The sequence below is a fragment of the Vibrio sp. QJM3NY_21 genome (genome assembly GCF_057785975.1).
In genome coordinates, this window is record NZ_CM173513.1 from 2,515,444 (window position 1) to 2,530,807 (window position 15,364).

Genomic DNA, 15,364 nt, shown 5'->3' on the forward strand with positions numbered 1-15,364 from the left:
CTCCTTTAGTATGCGTGTTCTTCAAGGAGGCATTTCATGCAACGTATTATTCTTATCGGATTAGCGACCCTGCTTACAGCTTGTGCTAATCAACCTTCAAACAACACTTCTCAACAAGTGGCTAACACGCAAACGCAAGCCGTTTCCACATTCTACGACTACCAATTCGCGTCTCCACAAGGCGAAGCGCTTTCTCTCAATGCATTACCTAAACAGCTGATTGACGCTGATGTGGTTCTTATTGGCGAATGGCACACTCACTCGGCAATCCATCGCTTCCAAACCGATTTTTTAAAAGTGCGCCGCAACGCCACATCAAACATCGCGCTTTCAATGGAACAATTCACTCGAGAGTATCAAGACACATTAAACCAATATCTAAATGATGAGATTGGCGAACAAGTTCTTATGTCTCAAGCCGCTGCTTGGCCAAATTACGAAAGTGATTACCGCGCGTTAGTGGAGTTCGCTAAAACCAACGACGTCAATATCATTGCGGCAAACGCACCAAAACCCTTTGTACAGTGTATCGGCCGTAAAGGATTATCCTATCTAGATCAGCTAACGACGGAACAGCGTCAATGGATTGCTTCAGAAGTGGATACTGGCGATAGCCCTTATAAAGAAAAGTTCATGGCTTCGATGCATCACGGAACACCAGAGCAAACAGAAAAACAGTTTGCGGCTCAAGTAACATGGGACGAAACCATGGCAGAGTCGATTGTTGATTACCTCGCATCAAACCCAGACCAACAGGTGATTCATGTGGCCGGTAAGTTCCACACCGAAGGTGGTTTAGGCACTGCAGCATCGATTCTACGTCGTAACCCTGATTTGAAAATTGCCATCATCAGTCCAGTTGAAGAGATCTCATCGGATAGCAGTGACTATCAGCTTGAAGTTCTCTCGCCGCCGGTTCGCTTTGTTAAGAAAGAGAACCGAATGAAGGCATACAAGCACCTATCTAAGCGCGGATCCGATCTCAAGTGCGACTAAACTCGCTATCCAGACTTAATCTTATTCAAGTTAAAGTCTGGTACGCTAGAAGCCTGGTAAGCGAGAAATCTAGTACGCTAAAGGCTTCTTCAATCGTGCCCTAAGATAAATATTGATATCGGCATAGGAATTGCTTAATTACCAAGCAGTTTTGATTAAGCAGACGAAGATATATTGTGCGAATAAAAAAACATCACCACGGTGATTAAATGCACAAGTTTTTCACACCTCTGCCGATACTATATTTAAGGATAGGTAAGGAGAGCGATATGACGCCAGTAGGAACGAATAACACTCAGCTGTATTCACCTTCGCAAATGAACGCACAAGCTAAAAGCATTGAAGCTGACAAGCCTGCACCTCTTAAGGTTGAGCAAAATACCGTTAAGCTTTCCGATGAGGGCAAAGCCCTATTATCTGCCCTTAAAGAAATCGATAAAGAAGCCAAGAGAGTTGCAGCAGAGAATGAAACCGTAACTGATAAGGTTGAGTCATTTGCTCATGGCGCACTTGGTATGGATCACCCAGATAAGATTGAAGAAGAGGAAGATAACTCTTATTCAGCAGGGCAATACTTATCCGCAGCGGCAACGGTTGGTGGCATTCTTCTCGCTCTCATATAACCTTACTTTCCTTTACGGCATTCCTTTCACTGCACCACGTGCATTGTTTGCACAGCACTGCTTACATAGACCCTATTGCTCTGAGCCTCTTTCATTGCAAAAAATCGATTTGTCGTCACGACAACAGACCTGATTTGTCCTAAAAAACGAGTTCACGACATAATTCCGCTCTCATTTTAATGGAATAATACTCGTGAAAAACTCTTTTGCGCTTATTGATAAGCCAACCTTTTTTGGTGCGATAGCACTCCTACTCACGATCATCTTCCCGCTGATTATGTTCCCGACGCAAGGAGCAGACTGGATCGCGATCGCTAAAACCTTTATGACAGACCAGCTTGGTTTCTTGTACCTAGCCCTTGGACTCGCAGCTTGTGCCTTCATGGTTTACGTTGTGTTCAGTGATATGGGACAAATTAAACTGGGTGAAGCCGATGAAGAACCTGAATTTAAAACCGCTTCATGGGCAGCAATGCTTTTCTGTGGTGGTATCGGGGCAAGTATCTTGTACTGGGGCTGTATCGAGTGGGCTTACTACTACCAATCACCTCCTTTTCAACTAGAACCCGGCAGTGAAGAAGCCGTTCGTTGGGCTGCGACCTATGGTTTATTCCACTGGGGTCCAATTGCTTGGTCTATTTACCTAATCCCTGCTATTCCAATTGCCTACTTTTTCTATGTACGTAAACAACCTGTACTAAAAATTTCTAGTGCATTGATGCCAGTATTGGGTGAACACCATAGCCGCGGCGTTGCAGGTAAAGTTGTAGATATCCTATTCATCTTTGGTCTATTAGGTGGCGCAGCAACAACGTTAGGTTTAGCAGCACCTCTTATTACTGAAGGTCTTAACCACTTATTCGGCCTACCAAAAAATAACGTCACTCAAGTTATGGTGCTTCTGGTTTGTACTGCGATATTCGCATACTCATCGTATGCTGGTTTGGAAAAAGGCATCAAGATCCTCAGTAACATCAACTTCTGGGGCGCAATGGGACTATTGATATTCGTCCTAATCGCTGGCCCAACGATTTTCATGCTTGAAACAGGTCTAGACTCGATTGGTCGCCTATTGTCTAACTTCTTCGTGATGGCAACGTGGGCTGAACCATTCGGCGGCTACGGTACGTTCGAAAATACCCATTTCCCACAAGATTGGACCATTTTCTACTGGGCATGGTGGCTAGTTTTTGCACCAAGCATGGGCCTGTTTGTTGCGCGTATCTCTCGCGGCAGAACCATTAAACAAATGGTGTCAGGCTCTATCTTCTTTGGTTCATTAGGCTGTTTCTTATTCTTCATGATCTTAGGTAACTACGGTTTATCCCTACAGTTATCTGGTGAGCTAGATGTCGTTGCAATCCTAAACGAAGAAGGCGCAACCAAAGCTATCTTCTCGATGCTGGCACAACTGCCAATGAGCACGTTAGTGATCGCCGTATTTACACTGTTGTGTATTATTTTTACTGCGACAACCTTTGACTCTATATCTTACATTTTAGCTTCTGTGGTTCAAAACAACGTGACCGAAGAGCCAATGCGTTGGAACCGTATGTTCTGGGCATTCACACTGTCGTTCTTACCAACGATTCTGATGTTCTTGGGCGGCCTAAGCACGCTTCAAACCGCTGCGATTGTTGGTGGCTTACCGCTACTGGCTATCTCTGTGATGTTGATGATCTCAGCCGTTCGTGCGACGAGCCTCGATTTGCGTCACCAAGAGAATTACATCGAGCCAACGATTAACATCGAAGAGCTGCCAGACATGGACCCATGGTCGGCAGAAGGTATGGCATTGGCACAGTTCGAGAAAGAGAAAGACGCAGCACAAGATGCAGCAGAACTTGAACGTGAAGCTTATAAAGCCCTTGCTGATGTGAAGAAAGAAATCCGCGCTTATGTTCTTGAACAGGGTGCACAAATGGAAACACATGAGCTTCCTGAAAACCTACAACAAGCACTTGAGCAGGCTGAAAACAACCTAAGCACAGCTCAAGCGAAAAAAGTTGAGTTATCAGAGCAAGCTCAGAAAGCTCGAGTCGCGTTCAATCAGGTGGTTGCAGAACTGCCACTTGCTTGACATTAGCCATGACACAGTCCATTTATTTGGACTCTCCTAAATACGACAAAGGCTCGCAGAAATGTGAGCCTTTTTTTATGCTTTTCTAAAAACTTGAGTTATTGCTCAATTTCATATTGATGAAACAAATATGAAACGACTTTGACACAAATCGGTGTTCTAATCATCCCGCTTATATAAAAAGGGATAACTAATGAAGCACTTTATGAAACCAATTGTTACCGCAGTGGTAACCTCTACACTCTCATTCAACGTACTTTCAGCAGAAATCAAAAATGTCATTCTGATGATCGGCGACGGCATGGGACCTCAGCAAGTTGGCTTATTGGAAACCTACGCAAACCAAGCGCCAAATTCCATCTATAAAGGGAACAAAACGGCCATTTATCAACTTGCTCAAGAAGGGGTTATTGGTTCATCCCTAACGCATCCGGAAGACGCAATCGTAGTGGATTCAGCTTGCTCTGCGACCATGCTTGCAACGGGTATCTACAGCGGTTCAGAAGTGATCGGTATCGATTCCCAGGGTAACCATGTTGAGACAGTACTTGAGAAAGCGAAAAAAGCAGGCAAAGCGACCGGCTTAGTGTCCGACACGCGCTTAACTCACGCGACCCCTGCTTCTTTCGCCGCTCACCAACCTCACCGTTCTTTAGAGAATCAAATTGCATCTGACATGTTAGCAACGGGCGCTGATGTGATGCTCTCTGGAGGACTGCGTCATTGGATCCCTAAATCGACCAACGACAAAGGTGAAACCTATAAGCAACTTGAGAAACTGACTCAAGGTGATGTTTATCTCAAATCGAAGCGTAAAGACGACCGTAACCTGCTGACTGAAGCAGAGAAAGACGGCTACCAACTGGCGTTTAATCGCAACATGCTAGACGACGCTAAGGGCGATAAACTACTTGGCCTATTCGCCTACTCGGGCATGGATGATGGCATCGCTTACAGCAACAAGAAAAAGAGTGGCGAACGAACTCAACCAAGCCTGAAAGAGATGACACAAAAAGCACTCAACATCCTATCCAAAGATGAAGATGGCTTTTTCCTAATGGTCGAAGGTGGCCAAATCGACTGGGCGGGACACAGTAACGATGCAGGCACCATGCTGCATGAACTACTCAAGTTTGATGAAGCGATCCAAACGGTGTATGAATGGGCAAAAGATCGTGAAGACACAATCGTGATTGTGACCGCAGACCACGAAACAGGCTCTTTCGGTTTCAGCTACTCTTCTAATGACCTACCAAAACCACAGAAACGTTCTGGCGAAGCCTTTGCTGATCGCGACTATGCACCCAACTTTAACTTTGGCGCATTCGATATTCTTGATGGTTTATACAATCAGAAGCAAAGCTACTACGGCATGATCAGCGAATTTCAGAAGCTAGATAAAGCGCTGCAAACACCTGAAAAACTGGCTGAGATCGTCAACAAAAACAGTGAGTTCCCTATCACTGCTGAACAAGCGAAAAACGTATTAGCCAGTAAGCCGAATCCATACCGATTGGCTCAGCACAAATACTTATCGGCAGAAGAAGTACCTGCTATCAACGATTTCGATGCTTTCTTCCCATATAACGACCGTGGCAACCTGCTTGCTCGTGAACAAGCAACCGGTCAAAACATCGTTTGGGGTACAGGTACACATACTCACACACCAGTGAACGTGTTTGCTTGGGGCCCTGCTGAAAAGATATTGCCAGTTTCGAAAATCATGCACCACTCAGAACTGGGTGAGTACATTAAACAACAAGTAAACTAGCCTGAATCTTTTTTGCTCGTTTTACTTAGCGCCCTTCGGGGCGTTTTTTGTTTTAATTTTTTAAATCTTTTAGTCTTTAAGTTAAGCAAGTAAGCAAGTAAGCAAGTAAGTTTTAAATTTAGGCGACGCCAAATAGCAAAACAGTCGCTCAAGAGCGACTGTTTTAGAATAACTAGCGATTTGGGTGGTTCAAGATGTGGTCTTCCCAATCGACAACATCAATTTCGTATACCACTTTGTTTCGAACACTTTCACCAGCTGCGTGCATCTCTGATTTAGATCCCGTGATCAATGGGTGCCACTCAGGAATCGGCTTAGATTCTGATAGAAGACGGTAAGCACAAGTGTCTGGCAGCCAGTGAAACTCATGAATTTTGTCACGAGTCAGCTTCAAACACTCTTCACCTGAAGTGAAGCGGTTCGGGTAGTCTTTACACGAACATGTTTTGTCGTTTAACCAGCTGCACGCCACGTTGGTGTAGTAAACTTCATCGCTATCTTCATCCATTAATTTATGTAGGCAACACTTACCACAACCGTCACACAGTGATTCCCACTCGTTCTCGGTCATTTGCTCTAGTGTCTTTTCTTGCCAAAATGGATTCGTCATAGGATTACTTCTTACTCTTTTACTGGGGTGCGTGTTATACCGCTAGCCCATAAAAAGTTCAAGGATAATAATTGTTCATTCTTTGATTCAATCAACAGCTGTCACTCTCATCATTTTTTGCTACTATCGCGCACCCTGTTATTTAGTGAGTTTAATTTGATGGAATGTCGCCTAGGTTGTGGAGCTTGTTGTATCGCTCCAAGTATTACATCTGCTATTCCTGGAATGCCTAATGGTAAGCCTGCGGGCGTACGCTGCATTCAATTAAATGAGCAAGATCTATGCAAATTATTTGGTCAACCTTCACGCCCGAAGGTATGTCACCAATTCAAAGCCTGCCCTATAATCTGTGGTAAAACAGACCAAGAAGCGCTTGATAACCTTATTGAGCTCGAAGCAATAACCTAACAATACTTTTCTTCTTATATATGCCCAAGATTTCACAACTTTGATAGATCTAAACTATCTTATTGATACTGGTAAAGATTAATAAGGATAGTTATGAATAAGTATATCGCAGAAATGTTCGGTACGTTTTGGTTGGTGTTAGGCGGTTGTGGTAGTGCCGTCTTAGCCGCGGCTTTCCCTGATGTGGGAATAGGTCTACTCGGAGTTTCCCTTGCCTTTGGTTTAACCGTACTCACTATGGCTTTCGCTATTGGTCATATATCCGGTTGTCACCTCAACCCTGCTGTTACTATCGGGCTGTGGAGTGGTGGTCGCTTTGATGGCAAAGATGTTGCGCCTTATATTATTGCCCAAGTGATTGGCGGTATTATCGCGGGCGGCGTGCTATTTGTGATTGCTTCTGGCCAAGCAGGTTTTGACGTTGTCTCATCAGGCTTTGCTTCGAATGGTTACGGTGAACACTCACCGGGTGGCTATTCGCTAACCGCAGCACTCGTGTGTGAAGTGGTCATGACCATGGTGTTCCTATTCGTGATCATGGGGGCAACCGATTCAAAAGCACCAGCTGGATTTGCACCTATCGCGATTGGTCTTTGTTTAACCTTGATCCACCTTATCAGTATCCCCGTCACTAATACCTCTGTGAACCCTGCTCGAAGTACTGGTGTAGCTGTGTTTGTCGGTGATTGGGCTGTTTCGCAACTATGGTTATTCTGGGTTGCACCGATTATTGGTGCCGTGATTGGCGCAATCATCTATAACGCTGTTCGAGGTAAAGATTAACTATAACTTTCACACAGCGAACTAACAAAGCCGCTTAACAGAAATGTCCAACTTTACGGGGTCACTTCAAACTGAGCGGCTTTTATTTTGTTGCAAGCCCCCTAGCTCCTCCACGTGATAACCTCCGGTTAACACGGATATTCCATCGGTTCATTAGCGATCCATTATCAGCCTCAGCATAATGCACGCAATTCCCTATACCTATGGACACAACAATGAACAAAACATTTCTTGTACTAGCTATCTCTTCTTTCACAGCAACAACAGCTATCGCTAGTGAATCAGCACCAACCCCTGAATTAATGCCAGAACCAATTAAAACCGAGTTTTTTGTTGGTGGCGGTTTAGGCTACCACTCGGCTAAAGCTCAAATATCAGAGCCTGGCTTTAAAGAAAGTAAAACAGCCAAAGGCGCTGCTTTCCATATTCGTGGCGGTGCTTACATTCAAGAAAACCATCGTATTACCGGTACGATTAACTTTACTGGTGACAACGAACTATGGCACAGCGGAGTTACTGACTACGATGATGAAATTAACCTAGACCTTGCACAAACCGAGTTCCTTGTTTCTTATGACTACGTTCATGCCATTAACTCTCAATTCTCCGTATTTGGTGGCGCGACTGTCGGCATGACACAAAACACTTTTAAAGGGGAGTATATTGATCTAATTGACTCTTCAGAGAATGGCTCAGCTAAATCTAAAGAAACCGACTTTGTGTACGGTTTACAAGCAGGTATCCAATACAAGATCATGAAAAACGTTTCCGCAGATTTCCAATACCGTCATATGTTTGAATCGTATTCTGAGTCAGCGGAAGGTGTGAAGCTATCGATTCCAAACAACAGTGAATTTACCGTTTCTGTCGACTACCGCTTCTAATTGGATAGTGATGTTCAGCTAAAGTGAATATAGGGAAGATATTCAGACTGCCTTAATAAAGAAAAAGCCGCTTAGTGATTATTCACCAAGCGGCTTTTTTAGATCTTATGACGACCGAGTAAGGAGTGCGAAAGCGTGGTGCCATCCACCAGCTCTAGCTCACCACCGACGGGAACACCATGGGCGATACGGCTAGCGTTCACTTCATGGGCATTACATAGCTCAGCAATGTAATGCGCTGTTGCTTCCCCTTCTACTGTCGGGTTAGTCGCTAGAATTACTTCAGTGATATCACCACGACGTAAACGGTAATCCAAGACATCGAGACCGATATCACTTGGACCGATACCATCAAGTGGTGAAAGATGCCCCATAAGCACAAAGTAACGACCTGAATATTGGCCAGTTGCTTCAATGGCTGCAATGTCTGCAGGGCTCTCTACTACACAAATTTGACCGTTATCCTGACGTTTAGGATTGGTACAAATGTGGCAAGTATCTTCTTCAGTAAAAGTACGGCACTCATTACAATGACCAATTTCGGTCATTGCTTGGCTAAGAGCTTCAGCCAACTGTAGGCCGCCTTTTCTATCGCGCTGTAACAAATGAAAGGCCATACGCTGCGCCGACTTGGGGCCAACCCCAGGTAGACAACGTAAGGCCTCCATCAAATGCTCCAGCATATGACTGGTACGCATATTTAACCGTTCTAACTTTAAATAACGGCTTATTCAAGAACAAGCCGTTGGAAGAGACAAGTCTCTTATAAATAAGTCGCTTAGAAAGGCATTTTCATACCTGGTGGAAGTTGCATCCCACCAGTTACGCCAGCCATTTTCTCTTTTTGAGTCTCTTCAACACGACGAGCTGCATCGTTGAAAGCGGCTGCGATAAGATCTTCAAGCATCTCTTTATCGTCTTCCATTAGGCTTTCATCGATATCAACGCGACGAACACTGTGACTACCAGTAATCGTAATTTTTACAAGGCCAGCACCTGACTCACCTGTAACTTCCATATTTGCGATTTCTTCTTGAAGCTTTTGCATGCGTTCTTGCATTTGCTGGGCTTGCTTCATCATGTTGCCCATACCGCCTTTACCAAACATGTTATTACTCTCTGGTCTAATTGGTTTATTAAAATCATTTAAGCTACTAAGGGCTTAAATGGGGGTTAAAACACTGTGATTCAACCCCACGAGTTCAGTTCTCTGATTTGCTTTCCAAGGATGATATGCTCATCACTAAATGAAAGGCATATCGATATTGGAGGAACACTATATTGGACGAACGCTATCTCTATCCAACTCGGCAGCAAAACGTCTTTCGATAAACTGTACGTTGGCATCGTTTTCCAAACTGGTAAACGCGTCTTTCAACTTGCTTTGATACAATCTTTCTCGCAGTTCTAGCGGCGTTTCTCCACCATCACCAATTTCAACACTCAAATGACACTCTTCTCCAAGCACAGTATTGAGAGACTGTAATAGCTCACTCTGTGCACGGTCCGTATTCAAGTGAGCCTGGCTCGCTCTTAACGTTAAGGTGATTGATGTGTCAATCTTAGTAAATACTGAATTCAATGCTAACTGTTCAACAAGCTTGGCTGTCTCTAGCTTTTGAATCGTGGCGGACCATTCATCTTGAACAATTGACTCTTGAAGCAGTTTATCGACCATTTCTGGTGTCTTAATATGCTCTAACGCACGCTTGATCTGAGTAGGTGTAAGCTCTTTGCTCACCTCTTTCACTACAGGTTTAGACGGTTTCCAGCGATAAGGTTCATTATCGTTGGTCACATTTTCTGTCGAAGAGGCGGTTAAAGAAGCTGGCGACACCCGCTCAGAACCACCGTGTTGCTGAGCAACTCGGTCAAGAACTGAAGTTTTAGCTGGTGTCGCTTTAGCCTTTTTTGGCGCCGATCCTTTGTTTTCTGTTGCTGCACCACCTCTACGTTGAGAACGCAATTGGTGACGTAAACCACTCACAGGCGAAGTTGCACGCGCTGGTTGCTCTTGCGAAGCAGAAGGAACAGAAGGTGCAACGGGAGCAACATTTGGCTGCTCTTGATTCTGGTAATTCGTTTGCTGAGTCATGGGACTCATCGGCTGCTCCGCACCGTAGCTAGGACGTTCATCATAAGCAGGTGGAGCGTCATACTGACTGTGCGGGTAATCCTGTTCTGGATAACCTTGGTTGCCTGAATGATCAGCGTAACCTTGCGAATCTGAATATTGGTTCTGATTCTGCGGCGGTTGTTGTTGCACCGGCTGCTGAATAGGAGCTTGCTGAGGCACTTGAGGCTGTGAAACCGCTGGAGCCTGAGCTGACTGTCTCGGAGCTGCCATTGGCGCAGCTTGACTCACTGGCTGAGCAACACTCTGAACCGGATTCTGAGCTGCAGGAGCAGGCGCTGGGCTAGTCGACTCAGTCGAGATAGCCGTAGCAACAGTTTGTTCAGCAGGTCTGAATGCCAACATACGCAGAACCACCATCTCAATACCAACACGAGCGGTTGGCGATAATGGCAAGTCTTGACGCCCTTTCAGCACTATCTGGTAGTAGAGTTGGATATCTTGTGGGCTTAACGCTTTGCTCAACAGTTCTAGCCTTTCAGCGTCAGGCTGAGCCTTGTCTAAAGTAGACGGCAGAGCTTGATACATCGCCAAACGGTGTAATTGAGTCGCAAGTTGACTCAGCAATCCATCCCACTCAACGCCATTTTCAGCAAGAGCTTGAATGCAAGCCATCGCTAATTGTGGTTGTTTACTGCTAATCGCTTCAAGTAGATGAATCGCTTGGTCTGTATCCAGCGTTCCAAGCATGTGAGCAACAGTGTCTGTCACTACGTTGCCATTACCTAATGCGATAGCTTGGTCTGTTAGGCTCAGCGCGTCACGCATACTGCCATCAGCGGCATGAGCAATCATTCCAAGCGCACGAGATTCAGACGTCACATTTTCTTGTTCAAGAATATGATCGAGTTGCTCGTGGATATTATCAACGCTAATCGGCTTAAGATGGAATTGCAGACAACGCGACAATATAGTCACAGGAAGCTTTTGCGGATCCGTCGTTGCGAGCAAGAACTTCACATACTCAGGCGGCTCTTCTAAGGTCTTTAGAAGCGCGTTAAAACTGTGCCTAGACAGCATGTGTACTTCATCGATTAGGTAAACCTTGAAGCGACCACGTGCAGGCTTGTACTGAACATTGTCCAGAAGCTCGCGGGTATCTTCTACCTTAGTACGTGAGGCAGCATCGATCTCGAGCAGGTCAACAAAACGACCTTCATCGATCTCTTTACAGGTTGCACACTCACCACAAGGGGTTGAAGTAATGCCTGTTTCACAGTTGAGTCCCTTCGCAAACAAACGGCCGATGGTCGTTTTACCGACACCTCGTGTACCGCTGAATAGGTAAGCGTGGTGCAACCTATTTTGGCTAAGGGCGTTCTCTAATGCTGTTAAAACATGGGCTTGACCAACCACTTCTTTGAATTTGGTTGGTCGCCATTTTCGCGCTAACGCAAGATAGCTCATGAATAATTCCGAAAAGGATTAGTGACCGTCGAATTCGCAGATGCTAAACACTTCTAGACCTAAGCCTTGTAAGCGCTTGTCACCACCGATTTCTGGAAGGTTAATAACAAATGCAGCGTGTTCTACCACACCACCAAGCTGACGAATCAGCTTTGTTGTCGCTTCAATCGTACCGCCTGTTGCTAGCAAGTCATCAACCATCAGCACTTTATCGCCTTCAACGATCGCATCGGTATGGATTTCTAGCGTATCAGTGCCGTACTCAAGCTCATAAGATTGTGCCACAGTTTGACGAGGCAACTTACCCGGTTTACGAACAGGGATAAAGCCGACACCTAGCTCAAGAGCAAGAGGCGCACCAAATAGGAAACCACGAGCTTCAGTACCAACGATCTTAGTAAAGCCCATGCCCTTGTATGTGTCCACTAACAGGTCGATTGTCGCTTTGTAAGCGGCAGGATCTTCCATCAAGCTTGTTACGTCACGGAACAAAATACCCGCTTTAGGGTAATCAGGAATGCTTTTGATGCTTGCTTTGATCAGAGAGATTTTTTCTGTGTTCATAATCTTATGCACTTCATTAGGCCGCTTTCCAAACTCTCGTTAGCGAATCAAACATCAACGCTCGGAATTAAGGAAAGGTACGATTGGTATTCATTGCAACGAGAGTCATAACTCTGATTGCTGAAATAATAAACGCCCGCTATACAAGCAGGCACACTGGCTTAATGGTAGTGATTTTCTTTGCTGTCAGCAACCAACTCATGGGTTGGAAGTCGCATAAACCATGTGAGAAGAATAACAAGTACACAAATTAGGAAAACCTTGACCCAAATGAGCGGGGCAAAGTAGATCGATAACGCAAAACTCAACAAGATAAAGAACACGCCACGCGTTTTAACTTGCTTGGTAACGGCACCGTGTTGATACCAATTGTTCAACAAGGGACCCAGCGTTTTATGCTCATGCATCCATTTGTGAACTTTGGGGTTGCTTCGCATAAAACATGCACTGGCAAGAAGGAGAAAAGGCGTGGTTGGCAGAACGGGTAAAACGATCCCTAGAACTGCAAGAATGATACAAAGGCCACCAGCAATATTGAGGCTTAAAACTCGAACGCTAATTGTGGCCTCCTTGAGTTAGCTATCACCAATCGGCGATGATAGCTTAACTAGAATGTTGCGTAACCATTGAATACTCGGATCAAAGTAAGGGTTGCTGGTAGTAATGGAATCGCTAAAAATGCGGCTAAAAATCCTAAAAAATAGAATACATTAAACGGGTCTTGAAAGTCTTTGTTATCTGCCATGATTGCTTCTTGTTTTTGTTAGTAAAGGTAAGTATCTGGCGAACCAAACCCGCTTTGCTAAATCGACATTTAACAAAAAAGGCATAGCCACACCATTTGCGCAACTATACCTTAATCAATTATTCACAAAAACCGAGGAAATATAGGGTTAATCAGTGGACCCTTGGTGTATGTCTAAACTAAAACTGGCCGATCCAAGCAGGCTCAATGATAGCTGGCAGCCTTGTTCAATCGGAAGATCCCGTGTAATGAAGTTCTTCTTACAGTTCTCACCCAAGCGCTCGCCCGCCGCAATATGTTGATTCAATTCGCCATTTGACCATTGTCCGTCTAAACCCGCAGGTAGAATAGAGATAGTTCCCACAGCAAGATCAGCAACACCAAACAAAGCATTCACAGGGGTCGAACATTTAGAGCAACGAATCCCCTTCTCCAAAATTTCCGCAATATCTTTGAGATCAACGTTAAAATCTTTTCTATTTCTGATGTAATCGTGGAATAACGCTCTCACCAACAATGTGGCCGCTGAGCCGCCGTTATCAGAAGACGACGAATCGACAAGGTAGAAAGCAAACTGCCCGTTCATCATCCACGCATAATCAAACACAAGCGGCATCATTTCTGTTGATTGCAGTAAACGGTAGCTGCAACGCCATGAGCCTTGTCGTGTGTCTTTCTCTGGAAGCAGCGCGTGCAATAAGTCTCTTGCAGCACTCGGGTTATCTTGCAGGTAGTTTAGATGCCAATGCAGCTCTTGGTCTTCAGGGATCTCTCCCCCATCATCGACACAAAACCATTGGCTTGAAAAATCTCGTTGGTCTGAAATGTTATCGAACGAATCTGTCAATGTATTCGCAATCGCACTTCCTAAGTGACCGTGATCCTCTAGAGGTTTCGCTAAAAAGTCTTTGATACCAAATCGTAATGCTTTCGCCACATCAGACATATCATCGGTGCCAGACACAACGATCATAGGCAGTGACGGATACTCTAAACTGAGCTCTTCTACAAGCTCAATGCCATCTAGTATCGGCATTGATAAGTCACACACAATTAAATCTGGCGCTGAGTCTCTAAGCTTTTGCAGAGCGTCCAGCCCATTTTCAGCCTCAACCACTTTATAACCAATCTTGTCTAAGTACGCGCTGGTTATCCGGCGAAAAATAGGATCATCATCAACCAACATAACGCATTTTTGATTGAGAACTTCCTGAGCCGAGGTCATAACTGGCTGACTGTGAGTTTTGTACATAATCTCTAACCTCACAAAACTAAGTCGAATTATTATTGTTATCTGTTCTAAGAACTAATATAAAACTTAGTAATAAAATACTAAATACACAAATGTTCACTCTTTACTGGTAATTCGTGACAAGGGTTGGAATACTGGTAAATAGTGCAACGAGTTGACGTAACGCAAACATTGATCTCAATATTACGTATAAATTAGATGAGATTGTAAACAAATGTGTCTGGATTTATGAAATTAGATGATTTAAACCTCTTTCGACTTGTCGTTGAAAATGGGAGCTACACCGCAACATCGCGCAAGACTATGATTCCGGTTGCGACCATTACACGACGCATCCAAGCCTTAGAAGACTCTTTGAACCTAAGGCTTCTCAATAGACACGCGCGTAAACTCTCTTTAACAGAGGCTGGCGAACGTTTTTTCAATGAATGCTCACCGTTACTACAACGTCTATCTTCTACTGCTGAAGAACTCACAGACGTGTGCAAAGGTGCTTCAGGGAAGATTCGCATTACCGCCCCCTCAAACCTGACCAAGCGCATGATGATGCCGATGTTCAGTGAATTCATGACTCAATACCCTGATATCAATATTGAGCTGATGATGAACAACCAAGCTGATCAGCTTGATCCAACCGAGTGGGATGTCATTTTCAGAGTCGGCCCGCAGCGTGATTCAAGCTTAATCGCAAGAAAGATCAGTGAAGTGAAGGATATTCTTATCGCGAGTCCTGACTACTTAGCGAAGAACCCAGCACCAAGTCATGCAGAAGAGCTCGCGAATCATTCGCTACTTAAAGGCTATCCGCTGATTAAGTGGCAGTTGAGTAATTCGAATGAAGAGACGGTCGTGAATAGCGAGAAAGGTCGTTTCAATGCGAATGCGCTTAATGTCGTGAGACAAGCCTGTTCTGAGGGCCTAGGTATCACCCTAATGCCTGACGTGATGATCCGTGAATACATTGAAGATGGCAGCTTAGTGCAAGTCTTAGAAGACTGGAGTGCTAACCCTCGTGATATTTACATGCTTTATAATCACAAAGACCACCTGCCAGAGAAAGTTAGACTGTTTATTGATTTTGTGATCGCATACCACATTCATTAGAGT

Annotated in this window: 16 protein-coding genes; 8 read left to right on the forward strand and 8 right to left on the reverse strand. The window is 44.7% G+C overall.

From position 1 onward, the window contains the following. The first annotated feature begins 36 nt into the window (after positions 1 to 36). From AC3CID_RS11035 to AC3CID_RS11050, 4 genes are all read left to right on the forward strand, one after another. Positions 37 to 996 (forward strand): ChaN family lipoprotein, encoded by a 960-nt coding sequence (locus AC3CID_RS11035; RefSeq protein ID WP_488526548.1) that lies wholly within the window; start codon positions 37 to 39, stop codon positions 994 to 996. Between the two features lie 269 nt (positions 997 to 1,265). Next, positions 1,266 to 1,619, forward strand: a complete 354-nt coding sequence (locus AC3CID_RS11040) for a hypothetical protein (RefSeq protein WP_488526549.1) — start codon at positions 1,266 to 1,268, stop codon at positions 1,617 to 1,619. A 193-nt stretch (positions 1,620 to 1,812) separates the two neighbouring features. Then, positions 1,813 to 3,699 (forward strand): BCCT family transporter, encoded by a 1,887-nt coding sequence (locus AC3CID_RS11045; RefSeq protein ID WP_488526550.1) that lies wholly within the window; start codon positions 1,813 to 1,815, stop codon positions 3,697 to 3,699. Positions 3,700 to 3,892: 193 nt separating this feature from the next. Further along, positions 3,893 to 5,470, forward strand: a complete 1,578-nt coding sequence (locus AC3CID_RS11050) for an alkaline phosphatase (protein ID WP_065681318.1) — start codon at positions 3,893 to 3,895, stop codon at positions 5,468 to 5,470. A gap of 172 nt (positions 5,471 to 5,642) precedes the next feature. Here AC3CID_RS11050 and AC3CID_RS11055 read toward each other — a convergent pair whose 3' ends face one another. Further along, a complete protein-coding gene (locus AC3CID_RS11055; RefSeq protein ID WP_017067609.1) occupies positions 5,643 to 6,080 on the reverse strand; it encodes a YcgN family cysteine cluster protein in 438 nt (145 codons plus the stop codon). Between the two features lie 159 nt (positions 6,081 to 6,239). Here AC3CID_RS11055 and AC3CID_RS11060 point away from each other — a divergent pair, with 159 nt between their 5' ends. The 3 genes from AC3CID_RS11060 to AC3CID_RS11070 all read left to right on the forward strand — a co-directional run bounded on the left by AC3CID_RS11060 (position 6,240) and on the right by AC3CID_RS11070 (position 8,155). Continuing rightward, positions 6,240 to 6,488 (forward strand): YkgJ family cysteine cluster protein, encoded by a 249-nt coding sequence (locus AC3CID_RS11060; RefSeq protein WP_004734153.1) that lies wholly within the window; start codon positions 6,240 to 6,242, stop codon positions 6,486 to 6,488. A 93-nt stretch (positions 6,489 to 6,581) separates the two neighbouring features. After that, complete coding sequence (aqpZ, locus tag AC3CID_RS11065; protein ID WP_488526551.1) at positions 6,582 to 7,271, forward strand: aquaporin Z; 690 nt, start codon at positions 6,582 to 6,584, stop codon at positions 7,269 to 7,271. 215 nt (positions 7,272 to 7,486) lie between these two features. Next, the gene (locus AC3CID_RS11070; protein WP_488518135.1) at positions 7,487 to 8,155 is read left to right on the forward strand and encodes an outer membrane beta-barrel protein; all 669 of its coding nucleotides are present in this window, start codon (positions 7,487 to 7,489) and stop codon (positions 8,153 to 8,155) included. Positions 8,156 to 8,253: 98 nt separating this feature from the next. Here AC3CID_RS11070 and recR read toward each other — a convergent pair whose 3' ends face one another. The 7 genes from recR to AC3CID_RS11105 all read right to left on the reverse strand — a co-directional run bounded on the left by recR (position 8,254) and on the right by AC3CID_RS11105 (position 14,257). After that, the gene (gene recR, locus AC3CID_RS11075) at positions 8,254 to 8,853 is read right to left on the reverse strand and encodes a recombination mediator RecR (protein WP_017111149.1); all 600 of its coding nucleotides are present in this window, start codon (positions 8,851 to 8,853) and stop codon (positions 8,254 to 8,256) included. Between the two features lie 80 nt (positions 8,854 to 8,933). Continuing rightward, entirely contained in the window at positions 8,934 to 9,263 is a 330-nt protein-coding gene (locus tag AC3CID_RS11080) for a YbaB/EbfC family nucleoid-associated protein (RefSeq protein WP_004734156.1), read from the reverse strand. A 168-nt stretch (positions 9,264 to 9,431) separates the two neighbouring features. Next, positions 9,432 to 11,696 carry a DNA polymerase III subunit gamma/tau gene (gene dnaX, locus AC3CID_RS11085; RefSeq protein WP_488526552.1) on the reverse strand — a complete coding sequence of 755 codons (2,265 nt, stop codon included), beginning with the start codon at positions 11,694 to 11,696 and terminating at the stop codon, positions 9,432 to 9,434. An 18-nt stretch (positions 11,697 to 11,714) separates the two neighbouring features. Further along, on the reverse strand, positions 11,715 to 12,260 hold the full coding sequence (apt, locus tag AC3CID_RS11090; RefSeq protein ID WP_004734171.1) for an adenine phosphoribosyltransferase: 546 nt from the start codon (positions 12,258 to 12,260) through the stop codon (positions 11,715 to 11,717). Between the two features lie 161 nt (positions 12,261 to 12,421). Continuing rightward, complete coding sequence (locus tag AC3CID_RS11095; RefSeq protein ID WP_065204975.1) at positions 12,422 to 12,793, reverse strand: YbaN family protein; 372 nt, start codon at positions 12,791 to 12,793, stop codon at positions 12,422 to 12,424. Between the two features lie 74 nt (positions 12,794 to 12,867). Next, positions 12,868 to 13,005, reverse strand: a complete 138-nt coding sequence (locus AC3CID_RS11100; protein WP_004734169.1) for a hypothetical protein — start codon at positions 13,003 to 13,005, stop codon at positions 12,868 to 12,870. A 148-nt stretch (positions 13,006 to 13,153) separates the two neighbouring features. Then, positions 13,154 to 14,257 (reverse strand): response regulator, encoded by a 1,104-nt coding sequence (locus AC3CID_RS11105; RefSeq protein WP_004734168.1) that lies wholly within the window; start codon positions 14,255 to 14,257, stop codon positions 13,154 to 13,156. A 228-nt stretch (positions 14,258 to 14,485) separates the two neighbouring features. On the opposite strand from AC3CID_RS11105, the gene AC3CID_RS11110 reads away from it, so the two are divergent. After that, the gene (locus AC3CID_RS11110) at positions 14,486 to 15,361 is read left to right on the forward strand and encodes a LysR family transcriptional regulator (protein WP_004734167.1); all 876 of its coding nucleotides are present in this window, start codon (positions 14,486 to 14,488) and stop codon (positions 15,359 to 15,361) included. Positions 15,362 to 15,364: the final 3 nt, after the last annotated feature.